This is a genomic window from Paenarthrobacter sp. NPDC057355, from assembly GCF_042667405.1.
Classification (GTDB): domain Bacteria; phylum Actinomycetota; class Actinomycetes; order Actinomycetales; family Micrococcaceae; genus Arthrobacter.
In genome coordinates, this window is sequence record NZ_JBHVAL010000001.1 from 595,326 (window position 1) to 612,731 (window position 17,406).

The 17,406-nt window shown below is 61.7% G+C and carries 18 protein-coding genes; 6 read left to right on the forward strand and 12 right to left on the reverse strand.

What is annotated here, in order from left to right; genetic code table 11:
- Positions 1–24: 24 nt before the first annotated feature.
- Positions 25–2,040, forward strand: a complete 2,016-nt coding sequence (locus ACFUOZ_RS02730; RefSeq protein WP_377544519.1) for a S9 family peptidase — start codon at positions 25–27, stop codon at positions 2,038–2,040.
- 20 nt (positions 2,041–2,060) lie between these two features.
- Here ACFUOZ_RS02730 and ACFUOZ_RS02735 read toward each other — a convergent pair whose 3' ends face one another.
- Complete coding sequence (locus ACFUOZ_RS02735) at positions 2,061–2,735, reverse strand: peptide deformylase (protein ID WP_377544521.1); 675 nt, start codon at positions 2,733–2,735, stop codon at positions 2,061–2,063.
- Positions 2,736–2,786: 51 nt separating this feature from the next.
- On the opposite strand from ACFUOZ_RS02735, the gene ACFUOZ_RS02740 reads away from it, so the two are divergent.
- Positions 2,787–3,194: a nuclear transport factor 2 family protein gene (locus ACFUOZ_RS02740; RefSeq protein WP_377544523.1), complete on the forward strand. Its 408-nt coding sequence runs from the start codon at positions 2,787–2,789 to the stop codon at positions 3,192–3,194.
- On the opposite strand, the gene ACFUOZ_RS02745 is transcribed toward ACFUOZ_RS02740, so the two are convergent.
- Genes ACFUOZ_RS02745 through ACFUOZ_RS02755 form a run of 3 tightly spaced genes read right to left on the reverse strand, consistent with a single transcriptional unit; the run spans position 3,195 to position 6,176 of the window.
- On the reverse strand, positions 3,195–4,325 hold the full coding sequence (locus tag ACFUOZ_RS02745; RefSeq protein WP_377544525.1) for an FAD-dependent oxidoreductase: 1,131 nt from the start codon (positions 4,323–4,325) through the stop codon (positions 3,195–3,197). It lies immediately after the preceding gene.
- A complete protein-coding gene (locus tag ACFUOZ_RS02750; protein WP_377544527.1) occupies positions 4,318–5,043 on the reverse strand; it encodes a class I SAM-dependent methyltransferase in 726 nt (241 codons plus the stop codon). Before ACFUOZ_RS02750 ends, ACFUOZ_RS02745 begins: the two co-directional genes overlap by 8 nt.
- Positions 5,040–6,176 (reverse strand): type III polyketide synthase, encoded by a 1,137-nt coding sequence (locus ACFUOZ_RS02755; RefSeq protein WP_377544529.1) that lies wholly within the window; start codon positions 6,174–6,176, stop codon positions 5,040–5,042. Before ACFUOZ_RS02755 ends, ACFUOZ_RS02750 begins: the two co-directional genes overlap by 4 nt.
- Positions 6,177–6,305: 129 nt before the next feature.
- On the opposite strand from ACFUOZ_RS02755, the gene ACFUOZ_RS02760 reads away from it, so the two are divergent.
- The gene (locus ACFUOZ_RS02760; RefSeq protein WP_377544532.1) at positions 6,306–8,699 is read left to right on the forward strand and encodes an ATP-binding cassette domain-containing protein; all 2,394 of its coding nucleotides are present in this window, start codon (positions 6,306–6,308) and stop codon (positions 8,697–8,699) included.
- Between the two features lie 177 nt (positions 8,700–8,876).
- Here the strand turns inward: ACFUOZ_RS02760 and ACFUOZ_RS02765 are convergent, their stop codons facing one another.
- The 7 genes from ACFUOZ_RS02765 to ACFUOZ_RS02795 all read right to left on the reverse strand — a co-directional run bounded on the left by ACFUOZ_RS02765 (position 8,877) and on the right by ACFUOZ_RS02795 (position 14,513).
- Positions 8,877–9,242, reverse strand: a complete 366-nt coding sequence (locus ACFUOZ_RS02765) for a hypothetical protein (RefSeq protein ID WP_377544535.1) — start codon at positions 9,240–9,242, stop codon at positions 8,877–8,879.
- Positions 9,243–9,467: 225 nt separating this feature from the next.
- Positions 9,468–10,805 (reverse strand): tyrosine-type recombinase/integrase, encoded by a 1,338-nt coding sequence (locus ACFUOZ_RS02770; RefSeq protein WP_377544537.1) that lies wholly within the window; start codon positions 10,803–10,805, stop codon positions 9,468–9,470.
- 163 nt (positions 10,806–10,968) lie between these two features.
- The gene (locus ACFUOZ_RS02775; RefSeq protein ID WP_201433288.1) at positions 10,969–11,322 is read right to left on the reverse strand and encodes a helix-turn-helix transcriptional regulator; all 354 of its coding nucleotides are present in this window, start codon (positions 11,320–11,322) and stop codon (positions 10,969–10,971) included.
- On the reverse strand, positions 11,315–12,445 hold the full coding sequence (locus tag ACFUOZ_RS02780) for a tyrosine-type recombinase/integrase (RefSeq protein ID WP_377544540.1): 1,131 nt from the start codon (positions 12,443–12,445) through the stop codon (positions 11,315–11,317). The genes ACFUOZ_RS02775 and ACFUOZ_RS02780 overlap by 8 nt, the downstream gene beginning before the upstream one ends.
- A gap of 235 nt (positions 12,446–12,680) precedes the next feature.
- Entirely contained in the window at positions 12,681–13,334 is a 654-nt protein-coding gene (locus ACFUOZ_RS02785) for an RNA polymerase sigma factor (protein WP_377544543.1), read from the reverse strand.
- Between the two features lie 210 nt (positions 13,335–13,544).
- Positions 13,545–13,973, reverse strand: coding sequence for a VOC family protein (locus tag ACFUOZ_RS02790; protein WP_377544546.1), 429 nt, complete (start codon positions 13,971–13,973; stop codon positions 13,545–13,547).
- Between the two features lie 84 nt (positions 13,974–14,057).
- Complete coding sequence (locus tag ACFUOZ_RS02795; protein ID WP_377544549.1) at positions 14,058–14,513, reverse strand: VOC family protein; 456 nt, start codon at positions 14,511–14,513, stop codon at positions 14,058–14,060.
- Positions 14,514–14,689: 176 nt separating this feature from the next.
- Here ACFUOZ_RS02795 and ACFUOZ_RS02800 point away from each other — a divergent pair, with 176 nt between their 5' ends.
- Positions 14,690–15,079, forward strand: coding sequence for a DUF3054 domain-containing protein (locus ACFUOZ_RS02800; RefSeq protein WP_377544551.1), 390 nt, complete (start codon positions 14,690–14,692; stop codon positions 15,077–15,079).
- A 73-nt stretch (positions 15,080–15,152) separates the two neighbouring features.
- Positions 15,153–15,431: an Lrp/AsnC family transcriptional regulator gene (locus tag ACFUOZ_RS02805; protein ID WP_018777675.1), complete on the forward strand. Its 279-nt coding sequence runs from the start codon at positions 15,153–15,155 to the stop codon at positions 15,429–15,431.
- 69 nt (positions 15,432–15,500) lie between these two features.
- Here the strand turns inward: ACFUOZ_RS02805 and trpD are convergent, their stop codons facing one another.
- The gene (gene trpD / locus ACFUOZ_RS02810; RefSeq protein ID WP_377544554.1) at positions 15,501–16,559 is read right to left on the reverse strand and encodes an anthranilate phosphoribosyltransferase; all 1,059 of its coding nucleotides are present in this window, start codon (positions 16,557–16,559) and stop codon (positions 15,501–15,503) included.
- Between the two features lie 148 nt (positions 16,560–16,707).
- On the opposite strand from trpD, the gene ACFUOZ_RS02815 reads away from it, so the two are divergent.
- Positions 16,708–17,346, forward strand: coding sequence for a heme-copper oxidase subunit III (locus tag ACFUOZ_RS02815; protein ID WP_377544556.1), 639 nt, complete (start codon positions 16,708–16,710; stop codon positions 17,344–17,346).
- The last annotated feature ends 60 nt before the right edge of the window (positions 17,347–17,406 follow it).

Genomic DNA, 17,406 nt, shown 5'->3' on the forward strand with positions numbered 1-17,406 from the left:
GGCCCTGCCGCTAGGCTCACCATCGTGAAACCCGAGCAGCTGCCCCTGTTGAACTCCGTGTCCGCCCCGGCAATCCACCCTGATGGCACCAGGGCGGTGGTATCAGTCACGAGGCCGGATTTCGACGCCGACAGTTACGTTGGCCAGCTATGGTCAGTCCCGCTGGACAACACCAAGTACCCGCGTCGCATCACCCGCGGGTTCAGGGACACTTCTCCGGCATTCTCACCGGACGGGCTGGTCCTCGCCTTCCTGCGAAGCGATCCCGGGGGCAAACCCCAAGTGTTCGTAGTGGAGTCGGCGGGCGGCGAACCACAGAAGATCACAAACCAGGCCGCCGGCGTCGAAAGCTTCACCTGGGCGCCGGACTCGCACCGCATCGCCTTCCAGGCCAGGGTCCCCGAACAGGGGCGTTATGGAACCATCGATGGCGTCGGTCCGGGAGCCGAAGATCCGCGCTATATCGTTGCCAACCAGTACATGATGAACGGCGTCGGCTACGCCGCCGACCAGCGGCAGCAACTGTTCGTGGTCGAGGTCCCCGAGTTGGGTGGTGAGCCGGCAGTGACTCCCCGGGGCCGGTCAGCCCATGAGCAGCCCGTGCCGGAAAGCCTTGGTCTCCCCGCCCCGCGGCAGCTCACTTTCGGCGATTCCGACCACACTTCGCCCGCCTTCTCGGCTGATGGGGCCCACCTCTATTTCGTCGCCGCGCTTCATGAAGGTCACGACGACGATCTGGTCACCTCGGTTTACCGGGTCGAGGCCGCCGGAGGCGAGCCGGTCGTCGTCGAACCTGTCAACCGTAAACCACAGACCGTCAGCGCTGTGAGGGCTTCGGAGGATGGCCGGTGGTTGTTTTACATCGCCCAGGATCTCGGAGATACCGGCAGGGACTTTGTGGCGCGGAATTCTGTCCTCCACGCGATGCCGTCCGGTGGGGGAGAGGCCGTGGCACTGACCGACGTTGAACACCTGGACGTCTCGAGACCGCTGGAAACAAGCGGGCCGGCAAGCGTCCTTGTCCTGAACACCGCCTTGGGCTCTGTCGAACTCCTGGGTGTCACTGCTGATGGCACCATCACTCCGCTCGTCTACGGTGCGCGGGTGGTCATCGGGGCATCTGTTGCCGCCAACGGGGAGACAGCGGTGACCCTCTCCGATGCTTCCACGGTCGGGGATGTGGCGTCTTTGGAGCGTGGTGAACTTCGCCTCCTGACGGACTTCTCCGGGAACCTGCGGAACAACTCCACAGTCATTGAGCCCATGGATTTTGAGTCCGAATCAAGCGACGGCCACCCTGTTCACGGCTGGCTGGTGATGCCCGAAGGCCCCGGACCACACCCGGTCCTCCTCACCATCCACGGCGGCCCATTCTCCCAATACACGGGAGCCTTCTTTGACGAGGCCCAGGTTTACGCGGCGGCCGGATACGCGGTGCTGATGTGCAACCCCCGCGGTTCCTCAGGCTATGGACAGGAACATGGGCGTGCCATCAAGGGGCAGATGGGCACTCTGGACATGCAGGATGTGCTTTCCTTCCTGGACGCAGCCCTGTCCTCCCATGCGTCCTTGGACCCTGAGCAAGTGGGCATCATGGGCGGTTCCTATGGCGGCTATTTGACGGCGTGGATCATCGCCCACCACCACAGGTTCAAGGCAGCGATCGTGGAACGGGGTTTCCTTGACCCTGTCAGCTTTGCCGGTTCCTCGGACATCGGCTGGTTCTTCGGCAGCGAATACACCGGACCAACGCGGGAGCAAATGGACGCCCAAAGTCCGATGGCCGTCGTAGGAAAAGTCAACACGCCGACGCTGGTTGTGCACAGTGAAAATGATCTGCGCTGCCCCATTGAACAAGGCCAGCGCTATTACGCGCACTTGAAGGCACAGGGAGTGGACACAGCCCTGCTTGTATTCCCGGGCGAGGATCACGAGTTGTCCCGCTCCGGGACGCCGCACCATCGCCGTCAGCGCTTCGAGCACATCCTCAAATGGTGGGCAAAGTATCTTCCGACCACCGCAAACCAACCAGAGGCCTAAGACGCCGGTCACTCACTGTTTCAGCCAAGGAAACCGAGCGCGCTGCGGGCTGCGCCGATGTCCGGAGAAGCCCACCGGACGGTGTGCTCGGCGTTGCTCGACAGTGACCGGATCTCAGCCCTGTCCAGGTACAGGACACCGTGGAGGTGGTCGGTTTCATGCTGGACGATACGCGCCTGCCACCCCGAGAACCACTCCTCCACAGGTTCACCTGAAGGCGTGGCATAGGACAACTCGACATTCCGGTGCCGTTCCACAACAGCCTGGTATCCCTGGACGGAGAGACATCCTTCATAGAACGAAGCTGTTTCCGCGCCCAAGGGCCGGTACGTCGGATTAACGATGGCGAAAAAATCCAGCTGCTCCCGGTGGCGCACCTCAGCGGAAACAGGATCGATGTCGTACTTGTCCTCGAGGACAGCCAGCTGCAGGGGAATACCCAGTTGTGGAGCCGCCAGGCCGACACCCGGCGCTGCATGCATGGCCTCGCGCATCCGGTCGATCAGTGCGGCAAGTTCGACGTCGTCCAGCTGGCCGTCGTAGGGGGCAGCGAGCTGGCGCAGCACCGGGTGCCCCGCTTGGACGATCGGGGGCAGGTCCTGCGAGTCCAGCAACCGCCGGACGGCGTCCCGGATTTGGGTGGGATTGAAGTCCGCGGCCGGACTCGTGGCTCCGGGATGGGTTTGATGCGTCATGGGTCGAGCCTATCGCCACGTGCGTCTTCGGTGGTGGGCTAGGCTCATGGAATGACCACTCCCACCTCTCTGGAGCACGTGCTCGGGTTCGTGCGGGCAGTTGAAGCCGGCGGCGGCTCAGCCGAACTGCGGCCTTTCCTGGCCGAGGACTTTCAGCTCACTGAATGGCCTCATGCCCTGTCCAAGACCGGCTCCACCCGGAATCTTGCCGAAACCCTTTCGGGCGCCGACCACAGCCAGGACATCGTGGCCGACCAACGCTTTGAGATCGTCCGCACCACCAGCGAGGAAGACCGGGTGGTGCTGGAGATGAACTGGTCGGCCACGCTGCTTCTGGACCTTCCACATTGGGACCGCGGTGACACCATCCGCGCACGGAGCACGGCGGTCTTCCAGCTGAGGGATGGCCTGATCATCAGCCAGGATACCTACGACTGCTACTACACGGCGCCTGAGTAGTTATCGCATGGTGAAGCGCCGCTCCACGAGCTGCGTAACACCAGGCATCCCCAGCAGGCCGGCGAAGAGCCTGTTCCTCACTGTCATGGCTGCCGGTGGAAGCGGCCTGCCCAAGGCCATGTTCAGGCCCGCCTGCCGCGATGCCCGAAGCGCAGCCTTCCTCCGGGCCTTTTCAAAGTCCTGAAGCAACGCCCCGACGTCGCATCCTCCCAAGGAGGCGTTGATGATGGGCGACAGGGCCGCTGCGTCCAGCCACCCCAGGTTCATGCCCTGCCCGCCGATGGGGCTGATTTCGTGGGCCGCGTCCCCGAGCAACACCACCCGCCCGTGGACCATGCGCGGAAGCAACCGCGACTGCACCTCAAAAGCGCTGAGCATCGTATTGCCGGCCGGCTCCAGCACCTCACCCGTTCGTGACTCGACCAACCCTGCCAGAGAATCCGCCGTCGCGCCTCTGGCCGGTGCACCAAGCCGTACCACCCACCTTCGGACGCCACCGGGCAGCGGAAAGGACTCGACAATTCCAGCGGGTTCCAGATAGAGCACTGCATCCGCACCATGGCCGGTGCTGTCGGGGAAGTCGCCCATGAGGTACGCGTCCGGGTACCTCTTTGAAGGAACGTTCGGGGCGAAGCGGCATCGGAGGGAAGAGTGGGCGCCATCTGCAACGATGACTAGCGAGGCGGTGAACTCCTGGCTGCCCACCGTTGAACGGGCCAGGACACGCACGTTGGCACCTTCGTCGCATACCTCCAGGACCTCGAAACCCCGTTCAATCGACGCCGCATCCAGTCCGAGCACCGCGTCCTCCAGCACCTTCTCGGTGATGGTCTGGGGGACTGCCAGGATGAACGGAAAGGCGGGATCGCTGTCGAAGGGCAGTTCGGCGACTTTGTGCCGCCGGCTGTAGGCGACGCCCTTCGTGATATGGACCCCGGCGGAAACGAGCTCGGGTGCAACGCCGGCACGTTCCAATTCCGCAAGGGCCGGTGGATGGATTCCGATCGCGCGTGAGCGCGTGCTTCTGCTGGTCCGGCGTTCGAGGATACGGACCCTGTGGCCGCCCTGGAGGAGCCGCAAGCCCATGAAGAGGCCTACAGGACCCGCTCCAACAACGACGACGTCAAGCACTTTCCTGCTTCCCCGATCCGCGGTGCTCGTGGATGAGCATGTTGTGCCAAGGGCCGTTTCGCTCAGCCCGCCAGCCCGGTGGTATGACAGACGTTAGTTCCGGCAATGTGTAACTGCGCCTGATGGACAGCAGGCCGTCTTTCACAATGTAGGAACCCCACCCCAACGGCCAGAAGCCTGCCATGAAGAGGACGTAGGCAATATTGCTGCGCGTGAGATCGTTGTGGAGCGCCACCCGCCGGGCGAGCAGTTCGGAGTCACGCAGCACCCCGGCGAACTGCCGCGCATCAAGATGGTGCAGCATGTGATTGGAAATCACGACGTCGAATTCCAGGCCCTCGGCTACCAGTTCCGAACTATGGGCCTGTCGGTAAGACACTCCCTCCACGGGGCTTAGGCCAGTCGCAAAAGCATAGGCCCGGGGGTCCGGATCAATTGCAGTCACGTCCAGCACGAAGCCGTCCCGCCGCGCCCACCGGCCAAGGCTGCGGGCCACGTCGCCGCTGCCACTTCCAATGTCCAGCAAGGTCGCACGCCCGGTTTCGGCCAAGAGCGGACGGAGGCGGCGTTCATAGGTCCGCCGCCATCGTGAAAGGAGCCTGTTAACGATGGGGAAGCGCGCATACGTCCTGTTCAGCAGCAGCGGATCACAGTCGGGGCCGTCCATGTCCTCAACGCTGTAAAGGTCCCTCTCCTTGAGGGACCCCCAAGGACTCACAGAGCGGGGGAGACCAGGGTGAAAAGGCCGGTCTCCACCGTGAGGCCGGGGCCGAAGGCCATGGAGCAGATCCGCTCTTCCCGTTCAGTGGCTGGCTGTCCCAGCATGTACTTCAGGACGAACAGGACCGTGGCACTGCTCATGTTGCCGAATTCCCGCAGCGTCTCCCTGGCTGGTACCAGCTGCTCCTGGGTCAGTTCCAACTTCGACTCGACCTTGTCCAGGATGCTGCGGCCGCCCGGATGGATGGCCCAGTGGGTGATGTCCCGGTACGGCACGCCGGCGAGCTCCGGTTCCTTGGCCAGCAGGGGCTCCAGGGCACCGGTGATGTGTTCTTCGATAATGTGTGGCACGTAGGAGCCCAGGACCATCTCGAATCCCTCGTCGCCGATGTTCCAGGCCATGGCTTCCTCGCCAACCGGCGTCAAAACCGTTTCGAAGTGATCCAGTCGTATCACCGGTTCGTCACCCTCGGGTTCTTTGGCGGTGATGATTGCCGCTGCCGCGCCGTCGCCAAAAATCGCCGAACCCATAATCGTGTCCGGATCGTTCGATGTCCTGACGTGGAGGGAACAGAGTTCCACACAGATCACCAAGACCACCGCTTCAGGATCCGCCGAGCAAAACTGTTTCGCGGCTTTCATGGCCGGAAAGGCGGCATAACAGCCCATGAACCCAAGGTGGTACCGCTGCACCGCTGGATTCAGGCCCAGGGCCCTCACAACCTTGTAGTCGGGACCGGGGTTGAAGAATCCCGTACAGGACACCGTGATCACATGCGTGATGTCGTCAAGATCAACCCCTTGGGCCCGGGCCACCGCTGTCTTGCCGGCCTCGATGAACAGTTTGGTGGCTTCGGTGGCAAATATTTCGTTGCGGACTTTGGTACTGGGGCTCAAGACGTTGTTGGTGCGCGGGTCGAAGAACTTGGGATTCTCAGGATGTGCGTCGAGGCTCAACTCTTCCACAGCCGTGAAGCGGGTATCGATGGCGGCCGAATCGAAACACGTCGTGACGAGCCGGGTTCCCAGCCGCGTCAGGCCAGGTTGGGAGGCGAAAACCTCACGGGCTTGCTGCTGGACAAGGATGGTTGGCGGAACGGCGGTTTCGAGGGACCTCATGTATACCGGCATGCTTCATTCTTAGTGAGTAAAGCCGGGAAGACAATGGCAGAATCAATCGTATTGACCAAGGGTGGTCAAGGACAGAGGCGACGCCAGCGGGGGACTGTTGGGCAGCGCCGCCCAATGGACGGAGAAACCATGACTATTGCTGCCGGTTCGGACACGCAGTCTCCTGAGCTGCACGTTGCCGATGCCCATGACCTCATCCGGGTACAGGGGGCACGCGAAAACAACCTCAAAGACGTCAGCATCGAGATCCCGAAGCGACGACTCACCGTTTTCACCGGGGTGTCGGGGTCCGGCAAGAGTTCGCTGGTTTTTGCCACCATTGCAGCCGAATCGCAGCGGATGATCAACGAGACCTACAGCGCTTTTGTCCAGGGCTTCATGCCGTCCTTGTCACGACCTGACGTGGACGTGCTGGAAGGGCTGACGACGGCGATCATCGTCGACCAGGAGCGGATGGGCTCCAATCCCCGCTCGACGGTGGGCACCGCCACTGACGCAAACGCAATGCTTCGTATTCTGTTCAGCCGCCTCGGCCAGCCACACATTGGGTCCCCGAACGCATACTCCTTCAATGTCCCCACAGTGAAAGCCAGCGGAGCAATCACCGTGGAGCGCGGCGAAGGGAAGACCAAGACCGAGAAGGCCACCTTCAACCGGCTGGGTGGGATGTGCTCGCGCTGCGAAGGCATGGGTTCTGTCAGCGACTTCGACCTCACGGCCCTTTACGATGACAGCAAATCGCTCAGCGAAGGCGCCCTCACCATCCCCGGGTACAGCATGGACGGCTGGTACGGACGCATCTTCAGCGGCACCGGCTACTTCAACATGGACAAGCCGATCGCCAAATTCACGAAGAAGGAACTGCACGACCTCCTCTACCGGGAGCCCACCAAAGTCAAGGTGGAAGGGATCAACCTCACCTACGAGGGCGTGATCCCCAAGATCCAGAAATCAATGCTTTCCAAAGACGTCGACGCCCTGCAACCGCACGTCCGTGCTTTCGTCGAGCGGGCCATCACGTTCACCACGTGTCCCGAGTGCGAGGGCACAAGGCTGAGTCCGGAGGCCCGGTCTTCCAAGATCAAGGGCAAGAGCATTGCCGATGTCTGCACCATGCAGATCAGCGATCTCGCCGATTGGATCCGCCAGCTGGACGAGCCCTCAGTGGCGCCGCTGCTCAGGGGGCTCCAGCATCTTCTGGACTCCTTTGCCGACATTGGGTTGGGTTACCTTTCGCTGGACCGTCCCGCGGGCACCCTGTCCGGGGGAGAGGCCCAGCGCACCAAGATGATCCGCCACCTGGGCTCGTCCTTGACCGACATCACCTATGTGTTCGACGAACCGACCATCGGGCTGCATCCGCACGACATCGAACGGATGAACCAGCTGCTGCTCCAGCTGCGGGACAAAGGAAACACCGTTCTGGTGGTCGAACACAAGCCGGAAACCATTGCCATCGCGGACCACATCATCGACCTCGGCCCGGGCGCTGGAAGCGGCGGAGGCACCGTGTGCTACGAAGGCGATCTGGACGGACTTCGGGGGAGCGACACCATCACCGGACGCCACCTGGATGACCGAGCGTCACTCAAGGCCCAGGTCCGTACCGCGAAGGGTCAGTTGGAAGTTCGGGGAGCTTCCACGAACAACCTTGAGAATGTGGATGTGGACATTCCCTTGGGCGTTCTGTGCGTCCTGACCGGCGTTGCCGGCTCCGGGAAGAGCTCACTTGTTCACGGTTCAGTCGCCAAACGTGACGGCGTGCTGGTGATTGACCAAGGTGCCATCCGGGGTTCCCGCAGGAGCAACCCTGCCACCTACACGGGTCTTCTCGAGCCGATCCGGAAGGCTTTCGCCAAGGAAAACGGCGTGAAGCCGGCACTCTTCAGTTCAAACTCCGAAGGCGCCTGTCCAACATGCAACGGTGCGGGCGTTATCTACACGGATTTGGGCGTCATGGCCACCGTGGAATCCACCTGCGAAGAATGCGAGGGAAAGCGCTTTCAAGCTTCTGTTCTTGAGTACAAGCTGGGTGGGCGCAATATTGCAGAAGTGCTTGCAATGTCTGTGAACGAGGCTGAGGCCTTCTTCAGCGACGGCGAAGCGCGGACGCCTGCGGCCCATAAGATCCTGGACCGCCTCGCCGACGTCGGACTCGGCTACCTGACCCTGGGCCAGCCGTTGACCACGCTGTCCGGCGGTGAGCGGCAACGACTGAAGCTGGCTACCCAGATGTCGGAGAAGGGTGACATCTACATCCTGGATGAGCCGACCACAGGCCTGCACCTGGCTGATGTCCAGAACCTGCTCGGCATGTTGGATCGTCTGGTCGAGTCCGGGAAATCCGTCATTGTGATCGAGCATCACCAGGCAGTTATGGCTCACGCGGACTGGATTATCGACCTTGGCCCCGGAGCCGGGCACGACGGCGGCAAGATAGTTTTCGCTGGAACTCCGGCTGAGCTGGTGGCTGGCAAAGCGACGCTGACGGGCAAGCATCTGGCTGCGTATGTGGGTGCCTGAGAGCCACTTCCAGCAAGACTTCCAAACTGGTAGCGGGACGTGTTCGTGTGGGACGAGTTGCGCGGCAGGAACACCAGTACCGTTTTGCACTGATGCACAGAACCCCGGAGTGGTCTGATGCATGACTGGTGCTGGTCCGGACAGGGCGATGACTATCAGTGCACGTCTAGCTCGGAATCAGCTCGGAAGAACCGGTTGGGCTGATGACTCCTGCTCTTCATCGAACCAGCGCACAGCGCCGCTGCCTTCGTAAGCCAGACTGAGTGTCTCCTGCATCGCTGCCGCCTGCTGGACCGCAAGGTCGAGCTGTTCAACCACTAGGGAGACGCCGGAGACGCTTTCGTCGTGGTGTTCCGCGAAGTGGACTCCCGGCATGGCGCCCTGGTGCCATTGGGCGAGTTCACGCAGCACATGCTCAATGGAGCGCTGCGTGTCCATCAGGGCGCCCAAGACCTGGCCGCTTCCGGAGGGCCGGTCAAGCCGGCCACTGAGTTCGGCGAGCTCACCAGCGGCCCGCCGGAGGCTGCCGGATGCCTCGACCACGTCTTTTTCCCTCAATGCTGCACCTGCTTTTCGTTGACGCCGTGGCCACCAGTTTACGTAAGCTTCCGTGCGCGACCAGTTCAGGCCGCGAGGACATCGCCTGAGGCATGGCAGGTGACGTTTGGTCTTTTCCGTGCACCAAACCGACGTGATCTATTACGGCAGCGATCTAGCTGCATACTTCGCTGCCGAGTTTTTTCGGGACCCAGATCTGAAGACTCCGACTCACCGCGTTGACTTTTGGTCTGATCTGGCAGACGGCCGGTGGACATAACCTTTGGTCGTGCTGAGCGAATTTATGTATTGGGCGTAGTTGGCTGACGAATCGATGGCGTGGCGGTCGATTGTGGCCGGGGAGTAGCCGAGGGCTTCGGCGATGATGGCCACGGGGGCGAGTTTGGTGAGTTCGTGGAGGGTTCCGAGCCTGGCTGCGCGACTGCTGAAGGCCGTGCTCAGTCGTTGGGTGAGGGTTGAGGCTTGGATGTGCTGGCCGGGTGAGCCGCCGCGGAATACCCAGTTGCTTTTGGGGTGCGCTGCTGTCTGGTGATGGGTTGGGGTGGCTGCGAGTTCGCGCCAGGGCTCGTCGAGCGGTGACGTAAGTGCGATTTTGACGGTTCCGAGGGTAATGGTGACGAGTTCCTCTGTCACGGTGACGTTGTCCCAGGTCAGTTTGACGATGTCGGAGACTTGCTGGCCGAAGACCAGGATGAGAATGGCTGCTGCGCGGTCTCTCGGGTTCATGTCGGCAGTGCGGCTGAGATTGGTGACGAGTTCAGTCTGGGCGGCGGCGTCGAGCCGCGGGCTGCTGCCGCGACGGTGGGGCTGCAGTTTCAGGGAGGGATCGATGAGGTTGGTCCTGATTGCCCAGTCGAGGAATCGTGATGCGATGCCTCGCGTCGTGGGGCCTTCTGCCTGCCATCGGTCCAGGTGTGCCTGGTTCACTTCGGCGAGTTCGATGCCTTGTTCGCTGAGCCAGTTCTGCAGGTCGATGGCGACGGTGACTGCTTGTTTGGCCCGCAGGAACGTTCCTCGGGTGACTTCGTCCATCTGATTCATGCGGCGCTGGTGGTGCCAGCGGATGTATCGGCGGGTGATGTCGCGGTGGCTGGGGCTGGTGATCCGGTCGAGGGCCTGCTCGGCCCAGTCGCTAAACCTTGCACTGAGTTCATCTCGTCGCGGCAGTGCATTGTGTTCGACCATGAGTCCGCGGACGTATTCGCGGGTGCGTGATGCCGGGAGTTGGTCGAGGCGGGCGTGGGTAATCGCAGGCTCGGTGGCGAGTTGTTGGAGGAACTCGGTGACGTGTGGTTGCTGGATCCAGGTGAGCCCGCTGTTGGCGCGTTTCATGGACTTCAGAGCGGTTCCAACTGCCCGGAGTTCGGGGGAGGGCGGCCGGTTGTCCGGCGTGCTGAGGATCCGGTCAACGGTCAGGGCAAGGATGCATGACCAGCATCGGTTGCCTGAGTGTAGTTCGTCTTCTTTGCCGCATGAGATGCAGTCGACGTTGAGGTGGACGCCGGAGCATTTCCGGCAGGCCGGCAGGGTGTCGACGCGGCCGGGCAAGACTCCCTCGTGGCCGCAGGCGCAGCTGCCGCGAGTTCTTTTGGCCTGTTGGTAGCAGTAGCCGCAGATTCCACCGTCGGGCCACCGAACTGCGATTTGATGGTGTTCGGCGCAGCGGGCGCAGGCTTCAGGCCATTTTGCGGGGTCGCCGGCTTTACGGGGTCTAGTCATCTTCGTCCGGTGGCAGAACCCGGATCCGGCGGGCAATTGGCGCACCGGGAGTGATGCCCAGGTCTTCTGGCCGCTTTGGGGCGTTCGCGGTCTTGGCGGCGCGCATCTGCACGAAGGGCTCGAACAGGTCGTTGGGCGTGCACTCGAGGATGTCGCAGAGGGCGGCGAAGGTCTGGGCGGGAATGCGCTCGGGTGTTCCAGTGACGAGCCGGTGGACCTGGGCGTTGGAGAGGTTGATGCCCCGGGCCTTGAGCAGGGGGAGCAGCTCGGTGGTTTTCCAGAGGTTTCGTTGGGCCATGAGCTGCCGGAGGTTCCAGCGGTAGCCGATCCGTCGCTGTTCAGCCATGGCTGTTCCCCTCGCCGTCGCCCGTGCGTAGCCGCTGGGCGATCATTTTCTGGATGGTCTTCTGTTTGAAGTCCGCCGACACGGAAGTATAGAGGGCCGTGGTGGAGGAGTAGCTGTGTCCGACTTGCTGCTGGATAAACAGCGGGTCGTAACCGGCTTCAATCAGGTGCGTCACGTAGGAGTGCCTCAGCGTGTGCAGGGTCAGTTCTTCCGGGAGCCCGGCGATCTTCCGCACCCGCTGGAAAGAACGGTCGAAGTTGCGGTAAACAGTCGAGCCTGAGCGCTCCGACGGCCAGAGACTGGCGGACCGGTCAGCGGTCGGGAATCGCTTGCGGCCGTCAGGGGAGAGCCAGTACTCGAGGAGCCCCACCACCCAGTCGAATTCCGGGACGGTGAGCACGGTCCGGCGCCGGGGCCCTGAGCCCTTGGTTCCCTTGGCCCAGCGCACCTGGAGCGCCCCGAAACGGCCGAACTGCTCGACGTGCGGGTTCGGGCCGAAATCGACGTACTCGAGCATCACCAGTTCACGCCGGCGCAGCCCGTAGGCGTAAGCGACCTTGAACGCCGTCGAGTCCCTCAGCGCCGGCAGCCAACGCTTTGAACCCTTGGCGAACTCGGTGTCGACCAGGTCATCTGCGGCGTCAAAGAAGGTCTGCAGTTCGGTCCGAGTGAAGGCCCGGCGCCGCGCCGGCACGGCATCATCGGTCGTATGACGGGGTGAGTTCCACTCGAAGACCACCTGCACCGGAATGTCCGAAAAGACCCGTTCGCAGAACGACGCCCAGCCGTAACGCCCGTCCGTCAGGTAGGAGCAAAACGCCCTGATAGCCCCGGAATTAGCCCTCAGCGTCGACAGCGCCAGACCCTTCTCTGAGCTGCGCCGGTCCGCCAGGAACTCGTCCACATGATGGGCCGTCCACGTCCACGGATACTCATTGGCGTGCTCCTGGAACCGCTGGACTGTCCCACACGAGCTTTTGATGTACGACGTCGACAGGCCGCGCGCCAGCATCTGCGCACGCCAACCATCCAACATCGCCTCGAAAACACGATCCTCGGCACGCAGCAGCCCGACATTGACGTTGGTCAGAAAGGCCGGAATCCGCCCAGGTTCAATACTCACTAATCAAACTGTACGCAAAAATCTCTCACTTAATGAGAGATTACGTTGCTGCACCGCAGCATCGCGCGCATAGACGCGTTCATGCCAGTCGGCGTCGAGGTCTCACTACAACCGCCTGACCTGCGCAAACACTAAAAGGCTAATTGGGACCAGTTCTCTCATCTACTTCTACTCGTCCCACTCCAACGCCGATAATCTACATTATGTCAACTAACGTTTTTGAAGCCCACCCCCATCAAGGCATCGCATTGGCTTCCACGTAGGCTCGTCGCAGGCCTTTGCGCGCTCGGAAGACCAAGGCTGATGCTGCATTCGGCGTAATCCCCATCGCCTCGGCAATCCGGGCCGGCTTCATGGCTTCCACCTCGCTGAACCAAAGCACTGACTGCCAGCGATGCGGCAGGGAACGCAATACTTGGATCAGCACGGCGGTCTCATCGGCCTCCAGCCCGGAGTGGTCAATCCCGATGTCCTCGCGCAAGGGAAATCTCATTGGGAACGCACGCCGGGCCTGGATGTTTCGACGATGCGCCATCCGTCGGACGATGCTCAACAGATAGCCCCTGAACGATTGTCTCGGTCCGCCGCCTTCCTTCAGCGCCTGAAAGACGGATGCAAATGCTTCGCCCACGATGTCCTCGGCGTCCGATGGATTATCCGCTTCCTTCATGGCGACGTAGAGTGCGATGCCGCCATACCTGTGGAAAAGTTCTCCGAACGCGGCAGGCTGGCTGGCCCGAACCTGGGCGATCAGGACATCGTCGCCTGCCTCCGCAGCCGGGCCCTCCCGCCCGCTCCCCCGCCATTCGCCAACCGGCTCAGGCGGCAGTGGGCACTGCGGCTCCTGGGCGTGGATGACAGCGGTATCTGACAAGGCAGCAGCGGGCATGGTTCCTCTTCGGGCGCTTGATCAAGGGGTCCTTGAATCTAGGGCGCCAGGAGCCCGGATGACGTAGGAATGCAGCTTTTTGATGAAATTCGAGGAGAAGGTGCAGGATTTTGAGATGTGTTGCCGCAGGTGGCCCATGCTGCAGGCACACGAAAGCCCCGCCGGATGCGTCCGGCGGGGCTTTCGAACTGTGCGTCAGTCTGCCTTCGATCAGCCCTGCTGCTGGGCTCCAGCGATGTTCACCAGCCAGGCTATGCCGAACTTATCCACGCACATTCCAAAGACATCACCCCACGGTGCGCTTTCGAGCGGCATGGTGACCGTTCCGCCGTCGACAAGCTTGTCCCAGTAACCACGAAGTTCCGCTTCGTCCGAAGATTCGCCGCTCAGCGATACGGAAATGTTGTTTCCCGGGTTGTACTCCATGCCGTTCGGCGTATCGGATGCCATGATGGTCAGGCCATTGGGCGAGACAAGCATGGCGTGCATGACCTTGTCGGCTTCGGCTGGATCCTGGCTGGCCTGGTAATCGCCGAAAGTGCTGATGTTCAACTCACCGCCGAACACTGACTCATAGAAAGTGATCGCGTCACGGGCGTTGTCCCTGAAGGAGATGTAGGGATTCAGGCGGGAAGTCATGTGGTCAGTTCTCCTTTATGTTGTTGGTGTACATGCACGTCATCGTGCCTCGCGGGCGCCGGCCGTCGGCCCTCCCCCACAGTTTCAGTCGCCGTCGTAAGCCTTTTGCAGAACGGCGAGGTCGAGTTTTCGCATTTTTAACATGGCCTCCATGGCACGTTGTGAGCCCGCCGCATCCGGACCATTCAGAAGTCCGGTCATGGCAGTGGGAACGATTTGCCAGGAGAGGCCAAACTTATCCTTGAGCCACCCGCACTGGCTCTCCTCTCCCCCAACAAGCAGAGCCTCCCAGTATCGGTCGACCTCCTCTTGGGATTCACAGTTCACCACCAAGGAAACTGCCTCATTGAACGTGAAGTGTGGGCCTCCGTTGAGACCCATGAACTGCCGGCCTTCAATCTCAAACTCGACCGTCAGGACGCTGCCGTCCGGACCAGGCACGCCAGGACCGATCGAAGAGTTGTCGAATATCGATGTGTAAAACTGTGCTGCCTCAGCCGCTTGGCCGTCGAACCACAAACAAGTAGAGATCTTCTGCATGCGCCACTCCTCGAACGACGACGGGAACCGCGTGTCCCCCATCAGAGGCTAGTACCGTGAGTTCACTCACACAACGGGCCAACATCGATTACCCATGGTTTGGGGATAACCAAAGCCCCGCTGCGGATTGGGCGCCGACTTCGCGCCTGCGCGAGGTCCCCGATAGGGTCAAAGGCATGTCTTCGTCCACTAAGTCCTGGCTGGCGGCCGCCGCCGGGGATCTTCTCCTGATTCTTGTCTTTGCCGCGATCGGCCGGGACGCGCACGCACGCGGAGACATCATCTCCGGCGCCTTCATCACGGCTTGGCCCTTTTTGGTTGGCGCGTTGGTCGGCTGGCTTGTCCCCCGAGTGTGGCGGGCGCCCTTCTCCGTCTGGCCTTCGGGTGTGGCAGTGTGGCTGGGCGCCGTGATTGTTGGGATGCTGCTCAGGGCTGCAACGGGACAAACCGTGGTGCTGCCTTTCATTATTGTTGCGTTGATCAGCCTGGGCGTATTCCTGCTCGGTTTCCGTGCGTTGTACGCCCTCATCCGTCGCGCCGCAGCCAAGCGGCAACACCGGGCGTGATCCGGTCCGCCAACCTGGGGATGCACTAGGCTGGGAACCGTCCGCAACGATGCTTTTTTCGGAAAGGCCCCACGTGATCACCGCTTTTGTCCTGATCAAGACCGATGCCTCACGCATCCCGGAAACAGCCGAGCAGATTTCGGCCATCCAAGGCATCAGTGAGGTCTATTCAGTCACTGGCGAATGGGATCTCATTGCTGTCGCCAGGGTTTCCAAGCATGAAGATCTTGCCGACGTCATCGCCGACCGCCTGTCCAAGGTGCCTTCGGTGGTCCACACCACCACGCACATCGCTTTCCGGGCCTACTCGCAGCACGACCTCGATGCCGCATTTGCACTCGGTTTTGAATAAACGCTGAACCCGTATCGTGCCGCGTCGTAGCGGCGTCGAGCGTCGTTCCGGCGTCCGGGCAAAGCCCCGTCAGCCTTGGCTCAGGGCAGTCCATTTCGCCAACACTCCGGCGGCCATGCCGGACTCGATGGACTCAGTTGCCGTGTCGAACGCAGAGCGCATCCGCTCCAGCAGGCTGCCTTCGGCACGAAGATCGAAAGCCACCAACCCCGCGGCCGCGTTGAGCAGCACCGCGTCCCTGACGGGTCCGACCTTGCCATCAAGCACTTCACGAACGACGCCGGCATTGACCATGGCATCTCCGCCGCGAAGGTCCGCCACGGTGGAAGGCTTTATGCCAAGATCAGCAGGAGTGAAGACCTGCTCCGTCACGGAACCATCCCTGATCTCCCACACAGTGGACGGCCCGGTGGGCGTCAGTTCATCCAGTCCGTCGTCACCGCGGAACACGAGGCCACGGCTCCCCCGCCGGGCCAGGACTCCTGCAACAAGCGGAGCCATCCGTGCATTGGCAACGCCCACCGCCGATGCCTGCACGTGGGCAGGGTTGGTCATGGGCCCGAGGAAATTGAAGGCTGTAGGAACGGCAAGCTCGCGACGGGGAACAGCCGTGTGCCTGAATGACGGGTGGAAAACCTGGGCGAAGCAAAACGTGATACCCGCCTCTTCAGCATTGCGTGCCACTTGCTCGATGGAAAGGTCCAGCCGGACCCCGAGCGCCTCCAGAACGTCCGCCGAACCCGACGTAGACGAGGCCGCCCTGTTTCCGTGCTTAACCACCTTGGCCCCGGCTCCGGCGGCAACGAGGGCCGCCATCGTGGAGATGTTCACGGTATTAAGCCGGTCGCCACCGGTTCCGACGATGTCCAGCTTTTCGCCGGAAATCGAAATCGGATTGGCATGCTGGACCATGGCCTCAACCAGGCCCGCGAGCTCTTCCACCGTCTCACCCTTGGCGCGGAGGGCCACAAGGAAACCGGCGATCTGCGACGGAGTGGCTTCGCCGGACATGATCGTGTTCATGGCCCACTCTGTGTTGCCCACAGCAAGGTCGTCGCCGTTGATCAATGCTGAGATGAGCCCTGGCCAGGTATTGCTGGCTGCAGGTGCCGATGCCGGAGAAGTCACTCCCTGATGCTATCGAGCCAGCCACGCCGATGACCAATGTGAACCACGCCGGGAACTTTTCCGCGCGATTTCGCGTCTTTGTAGAAAAAGTCTCCCGAATCGGTGGTTTGCATTGGGAACTCTGGACTTTTACAGACATAATGTCCTTGTGACATCTGCGACCCATGCCCCCAGTACCCCGGCGCACCCGACGCTGAACCGCCCCAACCTGGTTTCTGTTGGAACCGTTGTTTGGCTGTCCAGTGAGTTGATGTTCTTCGCCGGCCTCTTTGCCATGTACTTCACCCTGCGCTCCACATCAGGACTGATGTGGGCCGAAGAGACGACCAAGCTCAACTTCCCGTTTGCGCTCGTCAACACCATCGTCCTGGTGGCAAGTTCCTTTACTTGCCAGATGGGCGTTTTCGCCGCCGAGCGGCTCGAACCCCGCCGTACCGGTGGGCTCTTCCAGTTCACCCGCTGGGGCATGACCGAATGGTTTACCCTCACGTTCATCATGGGTGCCTTCTTCGTAGCCGGCCAGACCACGGAATACGCCATGCTCGTCTCCGAGCACGTTTCCCTGTCCTCCAACGCCTACGGCTCCGCCTTCTACATGACCACGGGCTTCCACGGCCTTCACGTCATCGGCGGTCTGATCGCTTTCCTCTTCATCATCGGCCGTGCGTTTGCGGCCAAGAAGTTCGGACACTTTGAAGCGACGTCGGCAATCGTCACCTCGTACTACTGGCACTTCGTCGACGTCGTTTGGATTGGCCTCTTCCTGGTCATCTACGTCCTCAAGTAAGCCCGGCTTGACTCTTTTTCTACAAGAGGCAGAATTTCAAGAAGCGGCTCACGGAGCCGA